11 protein-coding genes and 1 pseudogene are annotated in these 14,654 nt (G+C 70.5%); 4 read left to right on the forward strand and 8 right to left on the reverse strand.

The genetic code is table 11. The features are described 5' to 3' along the window. Window positions 1-211 precede the first annotated feature (211 nt). On the forward strand, window positions 212-1,777 hold the full coding sequence (locus tag ACZ6I1_RS24445; protein WP_469290633.1) for a Na+/H+ antiporter: 1,566 nt from the start codon (window positions 212-214) through the stop codon (window positions 1,775-1,777). Here the strand turns inward: ACZ6I1_RS24445 and ACZ6I1_RS24450 are convergent, their stop codons facing one another. Then, entirely contained in the window at window positions 1,778-2,284 is a 507-nt protein-coding gene (locus tag ACZ6I1_RS24450) for an SRPBCC family protein (RefSeq protein WP_469290474.1), read from the reverse strand. Window positions 2,285-2,347: 63 nt separating this feature from the next. Here ACZ6I1_RS24450 and ACZ6I1_RS24455 point away from each other — a divergent pair, with 63 nt between their 5' ends. Further along, window positions 2,348-2,935 carry a TetR/AcrR family transcriptional regulator gene (locus tag ACZ6I1_RS24455; protein WP_469290476.1) on the forward strand — a complete coding sequence of 196 codons (588 nt, stop codon included), beginning with the start codon at window positions 2,348-2,350 and terminating at the stop codon, window positions 2,933-2,935. Window positions 2,936-2,975: 40 nt separating this feature from the next. Here the strand turns inward: ACZ6I1_RS24455 and ACZ6I1_RS24460 are convergent, their stop codons facing one another. Beyond that, entirely contained in the window at window positions 2,976-4,019 is a 1,044-nt protein-coding gene (locus ACZ6I1_RS24460) for a mechanosensitive ion channel family protein (protein ID WP_469290635.1), read from the reverse strand. 56 nt (window positions 4,020-4,075) lie between these two features. Between ACZ6I1_RS24460 and ACZ6I1_RS24465 the strand changes: the two genes are divergently transcribed. Further along, on the forward strand, window positions 4,076-4,645 hold the full coding sequence (locus tag ACZ6I1_RS24465; RefSeq protein ID WP_469290478.1) for a dienelactone hydrolase family protein: 570 nt from the start codon (window positions 4,076-4,078) through the stop codon (window positions 4,643-4,645). A 64-nt stretch (window positions 4,646-4,709) separates the two neighbouring features. Here the strand turns inward: ACZ6I1_RS24465 and ACZ6I1_RS24470 are convergent. The 6 genes and pseudogenes from ACZ6I1_RS24470 to ACZ6I1_RS24495 form a co-directional block, all read right to left on the reverse strand. Further along, a pseudogene (locus tag ACZ6I1_RS24470) lies at window positions 4,710-4,967 on the reverse strand (serine/threonine protein kinase); the annotation flags it as partial. Window positions 4,968-5,008: 41 nt separating this feature from the next. Further along, window positions 5,009-5,962 (reverse strand): zinc metalloprotease, encoded by a 954-nt coding sequence (locus ACZ6I1_RS24475; protein ID WP_469290637.1) that lies wholly within the window; start codon window positions 5,960-5,962, stop codon window positions 5,009-5,011. A 233-nt stretch (window positions 5,963-6,195) separates the two neighbouring features. Further along, window positions 6,196-7,857 (reverse strand): alkaline phosphatase D family protein, encoded by a 1,662-nt coding sequence (locus tag ACZ6I1_RS24480; RefSeq protein ID WP_469290481.1) that lies wholly within the window; start codon window positions 7,855-7,857, stop codon window positions 6,196-6,198. 132 nt (window positions 7,858-7,989) lie between these two features. Next, complete coding sequence (locus ACZ6I1_RS24485) at window positions 7,990-8,784, reverse strand: DsbA family protein (RefSeq protein ID WP_469290483.1); 795 nt, start codon at window positions 8,782-8,784, stop codon at window positions 7,990-7,992. A gap of 44 nt (window positions 8,785-8,828) precedes the next feature. Continuing rightward, complete coding sequence (locus tag ACZ6I1_RS24490; RefSeq protein ID WP_469290485.1) at window positions 8,829-9,518, reverse strand: hypothetical protein; 690 nt, start codon at window positions 9,516-9,518, stop codon at window positions 8,829-8,831. Between the two features lie 54 nt (window positions 9,519-9,572). Then, the gene (locus ACZ6I1_RS24495; RefSeq protein WP_469290487.1) at window positions 9,573-10,928 is read right to left on the reverse strand and encodes a DUF2252 domain-containing protein; all 1,356 of its coding nucleotides are present in this window, start codon (window positions 10,926-10,928) and stop codon (window positions 9,573-9,575) included. A 168-nt stretch (window positions 10,929-11,096) separates the two neighbouring features. Here ACZ6I1_RS24495 and dnaE point away from each other — a divergent pair, with 168 nt between their 5' ends. Next, on the forward strand, window positions 11,097-14,639 hold the full coding sequence (gene dnaE / locus ACZ6I1_RS24500; protein WP_469290489.1) for a DNA polymerase III subunit alpha: 3,543 nt from the start codon (window positions 11,097-11,099) through the stop codon (window positions 14,637-14,639). The last annotated feature ends 15 nt before the right edge of the window (window positions 14,640-14,654 follow it).

Raw genomic sequence — 14,654 nt, forward strand, 5'->3', positions numbered from 1 at the left:
TGCCCGCGTACTGGACGTACGTGGGCTTTCGGCCGGTGCGGCGAGAGTGCGTGCCGGGCATCGCGACGCCGCGGACCTCCGTCAGACACCCCCTAGCCCCGCGCCCCCGGAAGCCGCTCCGCGGGGTCGGCGACACGGGGTCGCGGAGAGCCGGGGTGAGGGGCGCGGCTGCGAAGGTGGGGCCGTGGATCAGCTCGCCCTGCTCTTCGTGATGCTGCTCGGGGCCGTGGTCACGGTGCCGCTCGGGGACCGGCTCGGGCTGCCCGCGCCCGTCCTCATGACCATCGGCGGAGCCGGCCTCGCGCTCGTGCCCGCCGTGCCCGACGTCGACGTGCCGCCCGAGTACATCCTTCCGCTGGTACTGCCGCCGCTGCTGTACGCCTCCGTGCAGCGGACCTCCTGGCGGCAGTTCGCCGCCAATGTCCGGCCGATCCTGCTGCTCGCCGTGGCCCTGGTGTTCGTCACGACAGCCGCCGTCGCCGCCACCGCGCACGCCCTGGTGCCGGGGCTGTCGATCGCCGCCGCCGTCGCGCTCGGCGCGCTCGTCGCCCCGCCCGACCCCGTCGCCGCCACCGCCGTGGCCGGATCGCTCGGACTGCCCCGCCGGATGGTGTCCATCCTGGAGGGCGAGGGGCTCTTCAACGACGTGACGGCGATCGTCCTCTACCACGTGGCCGTCGCCGCCGCCGTCAGCGGCAGCTTCTCCTGGCCGGCGGCGCTCGGGGAGTTCGTGCTGTCCGCGGTCGTCGCCCTCGCCGTCGGGCTCGCGCTCGGCTGGGCCGCGAACCGCCTGATGGGGCGGCTGGGCGACGCCACGCTGCAGATCGGGCTGACGCTGCTGGTGCCGTTCGTCTCGTACGTGGTGGCCGAGGAGCTCCGGGGCTCGGGGGTGCTGGCGGTGCTGACGACCGCCCTGTTCCTGGCCGAGTACGCGAACGACGCCGACGACGTGCTGGGGCGGCTCGCCGGGCACACCTTCTGGGAGGTCGTCGACGTGCTCGTCACGGGGGTGGCGTTCGGTCTGATCGGCCTGGAGCTGCACAACGTGTTCGGCACGGCGCACGGGCGCGAGGGGGAGATGGCCGGATGGGCCGGGGCCGTGATCGCGGTGGTGGTCGGCGTCCGGCTGATCTGGCTGCTGCCGGCCGGCTGGCTCGCCAAGAAGCTGCACACGCGGCGCGACTACGGCGAGGAGATCCCGCTGAGCTGGCGGGAGAGCGTGGTCATGTGGTGGGCCGGGATGCGGGGAGTGGCCTCGGTGGCCCTGGCCCTCGCGATCCCCTTCCGGACGGAGGCGGGCGAGGCCTTCCCCGCGCGGGACGAGATCGTCTTCATCGCCTTCGCCGTGATCATGGCGACGCTGGTGCTCCAGGGGCTGACCCTGCCGTGGCTGGTGCGGCGGCTGGGGGTGGAGGCCGACTCGGACGCGGATCGCGAGACCGAGCGGAAGCTGGCGATCCGCGCGGCGAAGGCCGCGAAGCGCCGACTGAAGGAGATCGAGGCGGTGGAGGATCTCCCCGAGGACCTGGTGGAGACGCTCTACCGGCGTGCGTACGACGTCGGGGCCCGGATCAGCCCCGACATGGTGGACGAGGAGCGTCGGGAGGCGTACGCGCAGCGGGTGGCACGGATCCGGGACATCCAGCGGATCCAGCGCGAGATGATGTCGGCCGCCCGCCACGAGGTGCTCTCGGCCCGCAGCGAACCCGGCGCGGATCCGGAGATCGTGGACCGGGTGCTGCGGCACTTGGACGTGCGGAGCCTGCGGAGCCCGTAGCTACGACACCTCGTCCCGTCCCCGGCGCATCAGCGCGCGGAGGAAGCGGACGTACGGGCTCCAGCGGGCGCGGCGGGCCAGGGCGCCGGTGCAGCCGAGCTCCCCGCGGTCCAGGCTGTCCTCGATCAGGGCGTCGTGCAGCGGGCGGTACACGAGCGGCCAGGTCACGCGGGCCAGGCCGGTGGTGCGCATCGCGAGGGTGTGGCGCAGGACGGTGCGGTCCTCGTCGACCGGCAGCACGGCGAACTCGTGGAAGCCGTGGAAGCCGCGCGGCCCGGTGAAGGTGAAGCGGACCCAGGTGTCGGGCACGTACGACGAGACCGTGTAGTGGATCGGGCCGTGCCCGCCGGCGGAGCCGACGGCCAGGCCGCGGTCGAAGACCACCGGGGGCCAGGCGGCGCCCGGCCAGAGCCGGTCCGCCGGTCCGCCGGAGATCGTGTTGACGAGGGCCCCCACCTTGCTCCCCTTGGCGGCCAGCAGGCGTTCGTGCACGTTGTAGACGGCCATGCGTCTTTCCTCCCCTGGTTTTGGAGATGACCCTCCAATAAATTAGAGGGTACTCTCTGATTCATGGCCAGACCACCCCGCTTCGACAGTGACCAGATCCTCGACGCCGCCGTCCGCCTCGCCGCCGCCGGCGGACCGGGCGCCGTGACCATGTCGGCCGTCGCGCAGGCGGTCGGCGCGCCCAGCGGATCCGTGTACCACCGCTTCTCCGGGCGTACGGCCCTGCTCGCCGAGGTGTGGCTGCGGACCGTCGAGCGGTTCCAGGAGGGCTACTTCGACGCACTCCAGAGCGATCCCGACCCGCGCCGGGCCGCGCGCGCGGCCGCCCGGCACGTGATCGTGTGGAGCCGCGCCCACCCGCACGAGGCCTCGCTCCTCCTCTACGGCGCCCAGGAGTTCGGACAGTCCGAGTGGTCCGAGGAGCACCGGGAGCGGGCGGACGCGGGCAACCGCCGCGTCTTCGCCTCCCTCCGCGAGCTCGGCACCTCCCTCGGTGCGACCACGGCCCTGGACCGGGAGCGGGTCACGCTGGCCCTGGTCGACCTGCCGCTGACCGTGGTCCGCCGGCACCTGCGGGCCGGCGAGACGATGCCGCCGTACGCGGAGGAACTGGCGGAGACAAGCGCCGCCGCGCTGCTGCCCCTCGCCTGAGCCGGGACGGCACCGGTCGGCGTTACGGCACCGGTCGGCGTTACGGCGGCGGCGGGAGGATGGCCTGGGACGTGGCGATGCGGGGCAGTGCGTAGGGGTGGTGGGCCAGCAGCCACGCGATCAGGCGTTCGCGGACCGCGCAGCGCACCGTCCACACGTCGTCCGCGTCCTTCGCCGTCACCACCGCCCGTACCTCGACCGTATGCGGTGTGGTGTCCGTCACCACGAGGCTCGCGCCGCGCCCGTCCCACTCCGGGACGTCCTTCAGGATGTTCTGGAGCTGGTCCCGCATCAGGTCCACGGGGGCGCTGTGGTCCAGGTGCCAGAAGACCGTGCCCGTCATCTGCGCGCCGCCGCGCGACCAGTTCTCGTACGGCTTGCTCGTGAAGTACGACACCGGCATCGTGATGCGGCGCTCGTCCCAGGTGCGGACGGTCAGGAAGGTCAGCGTGATCTCCTCGACCGTGCCCCATTCCTTGTCGACCACGACCGTGTCGCCGATGCGCACGGTGTCGCCGAAGGCGATCTGCAGGCCGGCGAACAGGTTCCCCAGCGAGGACTGGGCGGCGATGCCCGCCACGATGCCGAGCACGCCCGCGGAGGCCAGCATCGAGGTGCCGACCGTCCGCATCGGCGGGAACGTCAGGAGCATGGCCGCCGCGGCGACCACGACCACCACCGCGGTGACCACCCGCTGGATCAGGGTGACCTGGGTGCGGACCCGGCGGACCCGGGCTTCGTCGTGGGTCACGGACGCGTAGCGCGCGTACGTGGAATCCACGGCGGCCGTCGCGATGCGCACCGCCAGCCACGCCGTGGAGGCGATCAGGACCAGGGTGAGGGTGCGGCCCACGAGGAGGGCGTGGTCGGGGAGGATGCCCGCCTGGCGGTGGGCCCCGCGCAGCAGTGAGGTGCAGAGCACCACCTGGAACGGCACGCGGCAGCGGCGCAGCAGGCCCCACAGGGGGGTTTCGGGGTGCCGGGCGTCGGCCCGGCGCAGCAGCAGGTCCAGCAGCCATCCGGCGGCCAGGGTGACGACCAGCGTGCCGCCGGCGAACAGGACGGGGCGTAGGACGGTGTCCATCTCCATGCGTATGAACGTAACCGGAAGGCGCGATCGGAAACTGGCACGATGGGGGTATGAACATCATGCTCTTCCATTCGACCTACGGGCTGCGGCCCGCGGTGCACGAGGCGGCCGACCGGCTGCGCGCGGCCGGGCACCGGGTGCACGTGCCGGACCTCTTCGAAGGGCGCACCTTCGAGACCGTCGAAGAGGGCATGGCCCACCAGGACGAGGTCGGCCGGGACGAGCTGCTCAAGCGCGCGGTGCTGGCCGCCGCCCCCCACTCCGACCAGGGCCTGGTCTACGCCGGCTTCTCCTTCGGCGGTTCCCTCGCGCAGCACCTGGCGTTCGCCGACGACAAGGCGCGCGGGCTGCTGCTCCTGCACGGCACGGCGGACCTGGAGGACGACGCCTCGGTGGACGCGCTGCCCGTGCAGCTGCACGTCGCCGACCCGGACCCCTTCGAGCCGCACGACTGGCTGACGGCCTGGTACCTGCGGATGCAGCGGGCCGGGGCCGATGTGGAGGTGCACAGCTACCCGGGTGCCGGGCACCTGTTCACCGACCCGGGGCTGGACGACTACGACGCCGAGGCCGCCGAGCAGGCCTGGAAGGTCGCGATCGGGTTCCTCGACACCCTGTAGGACGCGGGCCCTCCTACGCCTCAGCCGCGGGGCGCCGGCGTGCCGGGCAGCGGCGGCGGGTCGTCGCCGACACGATGTGGTGGATGGTGACCACGTGGGGGTGGTGGAGCCGGGCCTGGGCGCGGGCCTCGCGCCGTACGCGTGAGCGCACGCGGCGCGAGGCCCCGCCCTTCTCGTGACCGACGGGCGGCCGGACTTCCCTGAGGGCCACGTCGCGGTGCAGGACACGGTCCAGCGCTCTCCAGACCGTGCCCATGCCCCCGCTGCCGAGCTTCTCAACCAGCTCGAACCGTCCGTCGATCACGTCCCCCGGCGCGCTCATGCCGCCAGGGTAGGCGAGAAGTCCCGTGTGCTTCCGGTGCTTCAGCCCGCTCGGTAGGCCGTCCAGTTGCTCGACATGCGGGCAACCTGGCCGGCGGTGAACTGGTACATGCAGGAGTCGTACGTGTAGTCCATGAAGTTGCGGATCGGGTCCACGCCGGGCTTGCTGGCGCAGCTGTCGCGACCGGTCGGGCACTCGTACGCGGGGCTCTTCTCGGCCGGGGTGTCGGAGACGTAGTCGCCGTTCCCGTTACAGCCGCCCTGGAAGGTGTGGTACAGACCGAGCCAGTGGCCGACCTCGTGGGTCGCGGTGTCGCCCTCGTTGTAGTTCGCCGCGGAACCGCCCGGCAGCGAGCTGTCCAGCACGACCACGCCGTCCATCTTGGGGGCGGAGTTGTACGAGGTCGGGAAGGTCGCCCAGCCCAGCAGGCCGCCGGAGAGCTTGGCGGTGTAGAAGTTGAGCGCGCCCGGGCCGCCCTGGCGCAGGGCGTTCTTCATGTCCTTCTCGGCCTGGGAGCCGGAGGCCAGGTTGTACCAGGTGGCGTTGTCCGTGTAGTCGGTGGACGCCAGGGTGAACTGGAAGTTCGTGTTCACGTTGCCGGTGCCCTGGCCGCCGTAGGCCGCGTTGAGGACCGACAGCTGGTTGTTGATGTCCGTGGCCGAGAGCTTGCCGGCGGTGCCCGAGTGCACGACGTGGAAGTACACCGGGATGTTCACGACGGCCTCGGCCGCGGCCAGGCTGCGCTGCGGCTGGTTCTTGAGGGCCTTGTCCAGCTTCGCCTTGAGGTCGGCGTCCATGGCCTTCGCCTGGGCCTCGGTGACCTCGTTGGGCTCGTCCGCGTGCTCCTCGTGGGCGCGGGCGACGCGGGCGTTGGCGGCTGCCCCGGTCGTACCCTCTTCGGCGCAGACCTCGGCGGGGGTCTTCGCAGCCGCCAGCGTGGTGGGGGCGGCGAGCGGCGTGAATGCCAAGGTTCCGGCCAAGACCGCCGTGCCCATCAGGCGGCGGCGAAGAAGGGGGGATATGCGGGCAATTGCGCGCACGTGTGCTCCTCGCGGTGGGGGGTTCATGGCGTGAAGGATCTCTTCAGCTGGCGCGAAGCTTATGTGTGCATGACATCTTCAGGTCAAGAGCCGTGCGTAAAAGATTTGTTGCTTAAAACGCACAGGGGCGCCTGGTATGTACCAGGCGCCCCGTATAGCAGGAGAATTGACGGTCAATCAGCAAACGATCAGTGAACCGGCTGGTAGGCCCGCTCCACCTTCTGGGTGCCGTTCAGCGTGCGGTACGAGCGGGACCAGGCGGCCGAGGCGTCCTGGCGCCGCTTGTCGGACACCACGTAGTAGTCCATCTGCGAGCGCTCCGCCGTCACGTCGAGCACGCCGTAGCCGTGCGCGTCCATGTCCAGCCACTTCACGTGCCAGTTCGCGGCCCGCACGGCCGACTCGGCGACCAGCGAGGCGGTGTCCGCCGGCACGTGCAGGATGTCGTCGAGGTTGTCCGAGGTCACCGAGGTGACCACGAACTCGGTCGCCGCCGTCCCCGAGCCGGGGTAGGTGGCCATGTTCACCGGGACCTCGTTCGCCCACGCCATGTGGATGTCGCCGGTCAGGAACACCGTGTTCTTGACGCCCCGGTCCTTGAGGTGGCCCAGGAGTTCCTTTCGATCGTCCGTGTAGCCGTCCCACTGGTCCACGTTGACCGCTATGCCGCCCTCGGGCAGGCCGAGCAGCTTGGCGAGCGGGCCGGCCAGGTGCGCGGGCAGCGAGGCGAAGGCCACCGGTGAGATCATCACCGAGGTGCCGACCAGCTTCCAGGTCGCGGTGGAACCCGCGAGGCCCGACTTCAGCCAGTCGAGCTGGGCGCGCCCGGTGAGGGTGCGCTCGGGGTCGTCCACCGAACCGCTGCCGACCTTGACCTGCTGGGAACGGAAGGAGCGCAGGTCGAGCAGGTGCAGGTCGGCGAGGGTGCCGAAGCGCAGCCGTCGGTAGACGGTGCCCGCGGTGGAGGTGCGCACGGGCATCCACTCGAAGTACGCCTGCTTGGCGGCGGCCGCGCGGGCCGCCCACTCGCCCTCGGTGCCCGCCGTGTGGTTCTCGGCGCCGCCCGCCCAGGCGTCGTTGGCGAACTCGTGGTCGTCCCAGATGGCGATGACCGGGTGCGCGTGGTGCAGCGCCTGGAGGTCGCCGTCCGTCTTGTACTTGCCGTGCCGGGTGCGGTAGTCGGCGAGCGAGACGATCTCGTGCCGGGGCTCGTGCGCGCGGACGGTGTACTTGGCCTCCGGATATCCCCCGGACTGGTACTCGTAGATGTAGTCGCCGAGGTGCAGGACCGCGTCGAGGTCGGTGCGGGCGGCCAGGTGGCGGTAGGCGGAGAAGTAGCCGGACTCCCAGTTGGCGCAGGACACCACCCCGAAGCGGACCCCGGAGGTGGTCACGTCGTGGCCGGGGGTGGTGCGGGTGCGTCCGGCGGGGGAGACCGCGGTCCCGGCCGTGAACCGGTACCAGTACGGGGTCTGCGGCTGCAGTCCGCGCACGTCCACCTTGACCGTGTGGTCGGTGGCGGCGCTCGCGGTGGCGGTGCCGCTCGCGACGATCACGGAGAAGTTCTTGTCCGCGGACACCTCCCAGCCGACCTGGACGGCCGGGCCGAGGCCGGAGCCGGGCACGGCCTCGGCGGTGGGGGTGACGCGGGTCCACAGCAGGATCCCGTCGGGCAGCGGGTCGCCGGAGGCGACGCCGTGCAGGAAGGCGGGTGCGCTCTCGGCGGCATGGGCGGCGGAGGCGCCCAGCGAGGTGAGGGGGGCCAGGGCGGCCGTGGCCGCGGCAGCGAGAACCACCGTGCGACGGCGGGGAGTTGCCGCGGTCGCAGGGGAGGAGAGATGACTGGTCACGGATGATCATATTACTGGCGGGTATGGCCGCTGGAACAGCACCGGGAACGCAACGGGCGGGCGAACTCTGGTGGTCCGCCCGCCCGTTGGGCCGCGCTTGTCCGGAAAAGAGGCCTCCGGAATGGCCGGGGTTCAGCCCTGCAGGGCCTTGTCGATCGCAGCCGTGAACGCCTCCGGGGTCCCCGGGGTGTCGATCTTCTTGCCGTCCATCTTCAGCGTCGGCGTACCCGTGACACCGGACTTGTTGAAGGCCTTCGACATCTCCAGCGCCCACCGGTCGTACGTGCCGTCCTCGACGGCCTTCTTGAACTCGGCGTTGCCCTTGAGCGCCGGGACGGTGTCCGCGACCTTCAGCAGGTAGTCGTCCTTCGCGAAGCTGTCGACGGTCTCCTCGGGGTGCAGCTCCTTGGAGTAGAGCGCCGCCTTGTAGTCCAGGAAGGCCTCGGGGCTGACGTTGAGCGCCGCGCCCAGGGCGCTCAGCGCGTTCCTCGAACCCTCGCCCTTGACCCCGTTGTCGATGAAGGTGGCGCCGAAGTACTGCAGCTTGTACTTGCCGGCGTCGACGTCCTTCTTGATCTGACCGCCGACCGCCTGCTCGAACTGCGCGCACGCCGGGCAGCGCGAGTCCTCGTAGACCTCCAGGGTCTTCTTCGCGTCGGCCTTGCCGACGACGACCGTGGTGCCGTCCTCGCCCTCGGTGTTCTTCGGCTTGACCAGCTCGGCCTCGGCGGCCTTCTCCCAGTAGCCCGGCTGGTTGGCCTGCATGATGCCGTAGGCGACGCCGCCGACCAGGGCGAGCGCGGCCACGACCGCACCGGCCACGACCAGCTGGCGGCGCACCTTGTCCTTCTTCGCCTGGGCCTCGCGCTCGGCGCGCAGCCGCTCGCGGGCGGCAGCCTTGTTGGCCTGGCTGTTGCGTGAACTCATCGTGATCTCCGTGGGATAGGGCGTGATGGGGTGCCGTGCGTGTGTCAGGCGCTGACGAGCGCGCCGCGCACGGGAGGTCCCCGCCGTCCCACGGAATGTGCGGGGAAGCGCGTACGGGCCCCCGCGCCCGGCAGCACCGACGGCCGCACCCGCTCCGCGGGACCCGTGGCCACCGCCGGCGCGGCCGCGGTCAGCAGCAGCGGCCGGAACGCGCAGGCGGCCACGGCGCGCAGCAGCCGGCCCAGCGCCCGCTCGCCGTGGCGGAGCCATCCGGCGGCGAGCAGCCCGACCGAGACGTGGGCGGCGAGCAGCAGCCACGGCGTCCACGGCCCGGGCGAGGACAGCAGCGCGGCCGGATCGGCGGCGGGCCCGGCCACCTCGGTCAGCGGCCCGCCCACCGCGGGGCCGCCGCACAGCTCCTCCAGGCCCAGCGCGCGCAGCGGGCCCGAGACCGGCCCGCCCGCCGGGCCGTAGCAGAGGTGCTGCCCGGCGGTGAAGACGGTGTCGGCGGCCAGCTCCAGCGGGACGAGCAGCCCGGCGATGGGGCCGAAGCCCCGCTCGCGGCCGGCGAGCGCGTAGGCGATCACGAAGACGGCGGCGAAGGCCCCGCCCATCAGAGCCGGCGGCAGCGGGACCCGGGACATGAGGACGTGCGAGCCCGCCGAGAGCAGTACGACGACAGCGCTGAACAGCGCGGCCCGCAGCCCCCTGAGTCTCACCCCTGATATGTCCATCGCCGCGAGTGTGCCATGCGTCCCTGTGCGAGCGGCCCGCAGGTCCTCCACCCCCTAGCGCAGGCCCCGCCCCGCGGCGGCGGCCGGGGGAGCGAGCCGGCCGTTGCGGAAGAGGTCCACGAAGATCTGGTGGTCGGCGCGCGCCCGGGCCCCGTAGGCGTGGGCGAAGTCCACGAGCAGCGCCGCGAAGCCCTCCTCGTCGGCCGCGATGGCCGCGTCGATGGCCCGCTCGGTCGAGAAGGGGACCAGGGTCTGGCCGCTCTCGTCGGCGTCCGCCGCCCCGTGCATGGTCGCGGTGGCCCGGCCCAGGTCCGCGACGACGGCCGCGATCTCCTCCGGATCGTCCAGGTCCGACCAGTCCAGGTCCACCGCGTACGGGGAGACCTCCGCCACCAGCTGCCCGGAGCCGTCCAGCTCCGTCCAGCCCAGCCACGGGTCGGCATGGGCCTGCAGGGCGCGCTGGGAGATCACCGTGCGGTGCCCCTCGTGCTCGAAGTACTCCCGCACGGCGCGGTCGGTGATGTGCCGGGACACGGCCGGCGTCTGGGCCTGCTTGAGGTAGATCACGACGTCGTTCTCCAGGGCGTCGCTGTGCCCCTCCAGCAGGATGTTGTACGAGGGCAGGCCGGCCGAGCCTATGCCGACGCCGCGGCGGCCCACCACGTCCTTCACCCGGTAGGAGTCGGGCCGGACCAGGGACTCGTCGGGCAGGGTCTCCAGGTACCCGTCGAAGGCGGCCAGCACCTTGTAGCGGGTGGCCGCGTCCAGCTCGATGGTGCCCGGGCCCGGCGCGAAGCGGCGCTCGAAGTCGCGGATCTCCGTCATCGAGTCCAGCAGGGAGAAGCGGGTACGGGAACGGGCCGAGCGCAGCGCTTCCAGCAGGGGGCCCTCGGCGGTGTCCAGGGTGAAGGAGGGCACTTCGTCGTACTTCGCCCCGGTCGCCAGGGCGTGGATCCGCTCCCGGTAGGCGGCCGCGTAGACCCGGACCAGCTCGCTGATCTGGTCGTCGCTGAGCGCCTTGGTGTAGCCGATCAGGGCCACGGAGGCGGCGAACCGCTTCAGGTCCCAGGTGAAGGGGCCGACGTACGCCTCGTCGAAGTCGTTGACGTTGAAGACCAGCCGCCCGTTGGAGTCCATGTACGTGCCGAAGTTCTCCGCGTGCAGATCGCCGTGGATCCACACCCGGCCCGTCCGCTCGTCCAGGTACGGGCCGCCGTGCCGGTCCCGCTCCAGGTCCGCGTAGAAGAGGCAGGCCGTGCCCCGGTAGAAGGCGAAGGCCGAGGCGGCCATCTTGCGGAACTTGACCCGGAAGGCAGCGGGGTCGGCGGCGAGCAGCTCACCGAAGGCGGTGTCGAACACGTCGAGTATCTGCTCGGCGCGCTGCTCGTCGGTCGTCTCGGGAACCGCCATGGCGGGTGCCTCCAGGTGGTGCGGGGTGGATCTGGTGGGATCGCATTCAGGACGGGTGTCCCTGGCTCTGCAACGGATGACCGTACCCGCCGGTGCCCGGGATTTGTCACCCGGTCGACGTAGGATTCGTAGCTGCCGCCCCTCTCTCCCCACCGGAGGACCCCCACCGTGACCAAGCCGCCGTTCACGCACCTGCACGTCCACACCCAGTACTCGCTGCTGGACGGTGCCGCGCGGCTGAAGGACATGTTCAACGCGTGCAACGAGATGGGCATGACGCACATCGCCATGTCCGACCACGGCAACCTGCACGGCGCCTACGACTTCTTCCATTCGGCGAAGAAGGCCGGGGTCACCCCGATCATCGGCATCGAGGCGTACGTCGCTCCGGAGTCCCGGCGCAACAAGCGGCGCATCCAGTGGGGCCAGCCCCACCAGAAGCGCGACGACGTCTCCGGTTCCGGCGGCTACACCCACAAGACGATCTGGGCGGCGAACGCCACCGGCCTGCACAACCTCTTCCGGCTGTCCTCCGACGCGTACGCCGAGGGCTGGCTCACGAAGTGGCCTCGCATGGACAAGGAGACCATCTCCAAGTGGTCGGAGGGCCTGATCGCCTCCACCGGCTGCCCCTCCGGCGAGCTCCAGACGCGTCTGCGCCTCGGCCAGTTCGACGAGGCCCTGAAATCGGCCTCCGAATACCAGGACATCTTCGGCAAGGACCGCTACTTCCTGGAGCTGATGGACCACGGCATCGAGATCGAGCGCCGGGTCCGCGACGGGCTGCTGGAGATCGGCAAGAAGCTCGGCATCCCGCCGCTGGTCACGAACGACTCGCACTACACCTACGCGAGCGAGGCCGGCGCCCACGACGCCCTGCTCTGCATCCAGACCGGCAAGAACCTCTCGGACCCCGACCGCTTCCGCTTCGACGGCTCCGGCTACTACCTGAAGTCGACCGAAGAGATGTACGCGATCGACTCCTCGGACGCCTGGCAGGAGGGCTGCGCCAACACCAAGCTGGTCGCGGACCAGATCGACACCGAGGGCATGTTCCAGTTCCGGAACCTGATGCCGAAGTTCGACATCCCCGAGGGCCACACCGAGGTCAGCTGGTTCCGTGAGGAGACCATGCGCGGCATGCACCGCCGCTACCCGGGGGGCATTCCGGAAGACCGGATGAAGCAGGCCGAGTACGAGATGGACACGATCATCTCGATGGGCTTCCCCGGCTACTTCCTCGTGGTCGCCGACTTCATCATGTGGGCCAAGAACCAGGGCATCGCGGTGGGCCCGGGCCGAGGCTCCGCGGCCGGCTCGATCGTCGCGTACGCCATGGGCATCACCGACCTCGACCCGCTCACCCACGGCCTGATCTTCGAGCGCTTCCTGAACCCCGAGCGCGTCTCCATGCCCGATGTCGACATCGACTTCGACGAGCGCCGGCGCGTCGAGGTGATCCGGTACGTGACCGAGAAGTACGGCGCCGACAAGGTCGCCATGATCGGTACGTACGGCACCATCAAGGCCAAGAACGCGATCAAGGACTCCGCGCGCGTCCTGGGCTACCCCTACGCCATGGGCGACCGGCTCACCAAGGCCATGCCCGCCGACGTCCTCGGCAAGGGCATCCCGCTCTCCGGCATCCTGGACCCCTCGCACCCCCGCTACAGCGAGGCCGGCGAGATCCGCTCGATGTACGAGAACGAGCCGGACGTGAAGAAGGTCATCGACACCGCCCGCGGTGTGGAGGGCCTGGTCCGCCAGATGGGCGTGCACGCCGCCGGCGTGATCATGTCCAGCGAGACGATCACCGACCACGTGCCCGTCTGGGTGCGGCACACCGACGGCGTCACCATCACGCAGTGGGACTACCCGAGCTGCGAGTCGCTCGGCCTGCTGAAGATGGACTTCCTGGGCCTGCGCAACCTCACGATCATGGACGACGCCGTCAAGATGGTGAAGGCCAACAAGGGGATCGACATCGATCTCCTGGCCCTCCCGCTCGACGACCCCAAGACCTTCGAACTGCTCGGCCGCGGTGACACCCTCGGCGTCTTCCAGTTCGACGGCGGCCCCATGCGCTCCCTGCTGCGCCTGATGAAGCCCGACAACTTCGAGGACATCTCCGCCGTCTCGGCCCTGTACCGGCCGGGCCCGATGGGCATGAACTCGCACACGAACTACGCCCTGCGCAAGAACAAGCAGCAGGAGATCACCCCGATCCACCCGGAGCTGGAGGGGCCCCTCGAAGAGGTGCTCGCGGTCACCTACGGCCTGATCGTCTACCAGGAGCAGGTGCAGAAGGCCGCCCAGATCATCGCCGGGTACTCGCTCGGCGAGGCCGACATCCTGCGCCGCGTGATGGGCAAGAAGAAGCCCGAGGAACTGGCGAAGAACTTCACCATCTTCCAGGAGGGCGCCCGGAAGAACGGCTACAGCGACAAGGCGATCCAGGCCCTGTGGGACGTCCTGGTCCCCTTCGCCGGCTACGCCTTCAACAAGGCCCACTCGGCCGCGTACGGCCTGGTCTCCTACTGGACCGCCTACCTCAAGGCGAACTTCCCGGCCGAGTACATGGCCGGCCTGCTCACCTCGGTCAAGGACGACAAGGACAAGTCCGCGATCTACCTGAACGAGTGCCGGCGCATGGGCATCAAGGTGCTCCCGCCGAACGTGAACGAGTCGGAGTCCAACTTCGCCGCCCAGGGCGACGACGTGATCCTCTTCGGCCTCACCGCCGTCCGCAACGTCGGCCAGAACGTCGTCGACTCGATCATCAAGACCAGGAAGGCCAAGGGGAAGTTCTCCTCCTTCCCCGACTTCCTGGACAAGGTCGAGGCCGTCGTCTGCAACAAGCGGACCATCGAGTCGCTGATCAAGGCGGGCGCCTTCGACGAGATGGGCCACACCCGCAAGGGCCTGGTCGCCCACCACGAGTCGATGATCGACAACGTGGTGGCCGTCAAGCGCAAGGAGGCCGAGGGACAGTTCGACCTCTTCGGCGGAATGGGCGACGAGGGCGCGAGCGACGAGCCCGGCTTCGGCCTCGACGTCGAGTTCTCCGACGTCGAGTGGGAGAAGTCCTACCTGCTCGCCCAGGAGCGCGAGATGCTCGGCCTGTACGTCTCCGACCACCCGCTCTTCGGCCTGGAGCACGTGCTCTCCGACAAGACCGACGCCGGGATCTCCCAGCTGACCGGCGGGGAGCACGCGGACGGCGCCGTCGTCACCATCGGCGGCATCATCTCCGGCCTCCAGCGCAAGATGACCAAGCAGGGCAACGCCTGGGCCATCGCCACCGTCGAGGACCTGGCCGGCTCCATCGAGTGCATGTTCTTCCCCGCGACCTACCAGCTCGTCTCCACCCAGCTGGTCGAGGACACCGTCGTCTTCGTCAAGGGACGCCTCGACAAGCGCGAGGACGTTCCCCGGCTGGTCGCGATGGAGATGATGGTCCCCGACCTGTCCTCCGCCGGCACCAACGCCCCCGTCGTCCTCACCATCCCCACCGTCAAGGTGACCCCGCCGATGGTGACCCGGCTGGGGGAGATCCTGCGCCACCACAAGGGCAACACCGAGGTGCGGATCAAGCTCCAGGGGCCGCGCACCACCACCGTGCTGCGCCTCGACAAGCACCGGGTCCAGCCCGACCCCGCCCTCTTCGGCGACCTCAAGGTGCTGCTCGGCCCGTCCTGCCTGGCCGGCTAGAACCCGCCCGTACCG

It is taken from the genome of Streptomyces sp. NPDC046303, assembly GCF_055588085.1.

Coding starts and splice junctions, on each gene's coding strand:
- ACZ6I1_RS24485 (WP_469290483.1), bottom strand. CDS start 8,784: ATGAGTTCACGCAACAGCCAGGCCAACAAGGCTGCCGCCCGCGAGCGG.
- ACZ6I1_RS24460 (WP_469290635.1), bottom strand. CDS start 4,019: ATGGACACCGTCCTACGCCCCGTCCTGTTCGCCGGCGGCACGCTGGTC.
- ACZ6I1_RS24450 (WP_469290474.1), bottom strand. CDS start 2,284: ATGGCCGTCTACAACGTGCACGAACGCCTGCTGGCCGCCAAGGGGAGC.
- ACZ6I1_RS24445 (WP_469290633.1), top strand. CDS start 212: ATGCTGCTCGGGGCCGTGGTCACGGTGCCGCTCGGGGACCGGCTCGGG.
- ACZ6I1_RS24465 (WP_469290478.1), top strand. CDS start 4,076: ATGAACATCATGCTCTTCCATTCGACCTACGGGCTGCGGCCCGCGGTG.
- ACZ6I1_RS24495 (WP_469290487.1), bottom strand. CDS start 10,928: ATGGCGGTTCCCGAGACGACCGACGAGCAGCGCGCCGAGCAGATACTC.
- ACZ6I1_RS24490 (WP_469290485.1), bottom strand. CDS start 9,518: ATGGACATATCAGGGGTGAGACTCAGGGGGCTGCGGGCCGCGCTGTTC.
- ACZ6I1_RS24455 (WP_469290476.1), top strand. CDS start 2,348: ATGGCCAGACCACCCCGCTTCGACAGTGACCAGATCCTCGACGCCGCC.
- ACZ6I1_RS24475 (WP_469290637.1), bottom strand. CDS start 5,962: ATGGGCACGGCGGTCTTGGCCGGAACCTTGGCATTCACGCCGCTCGCC.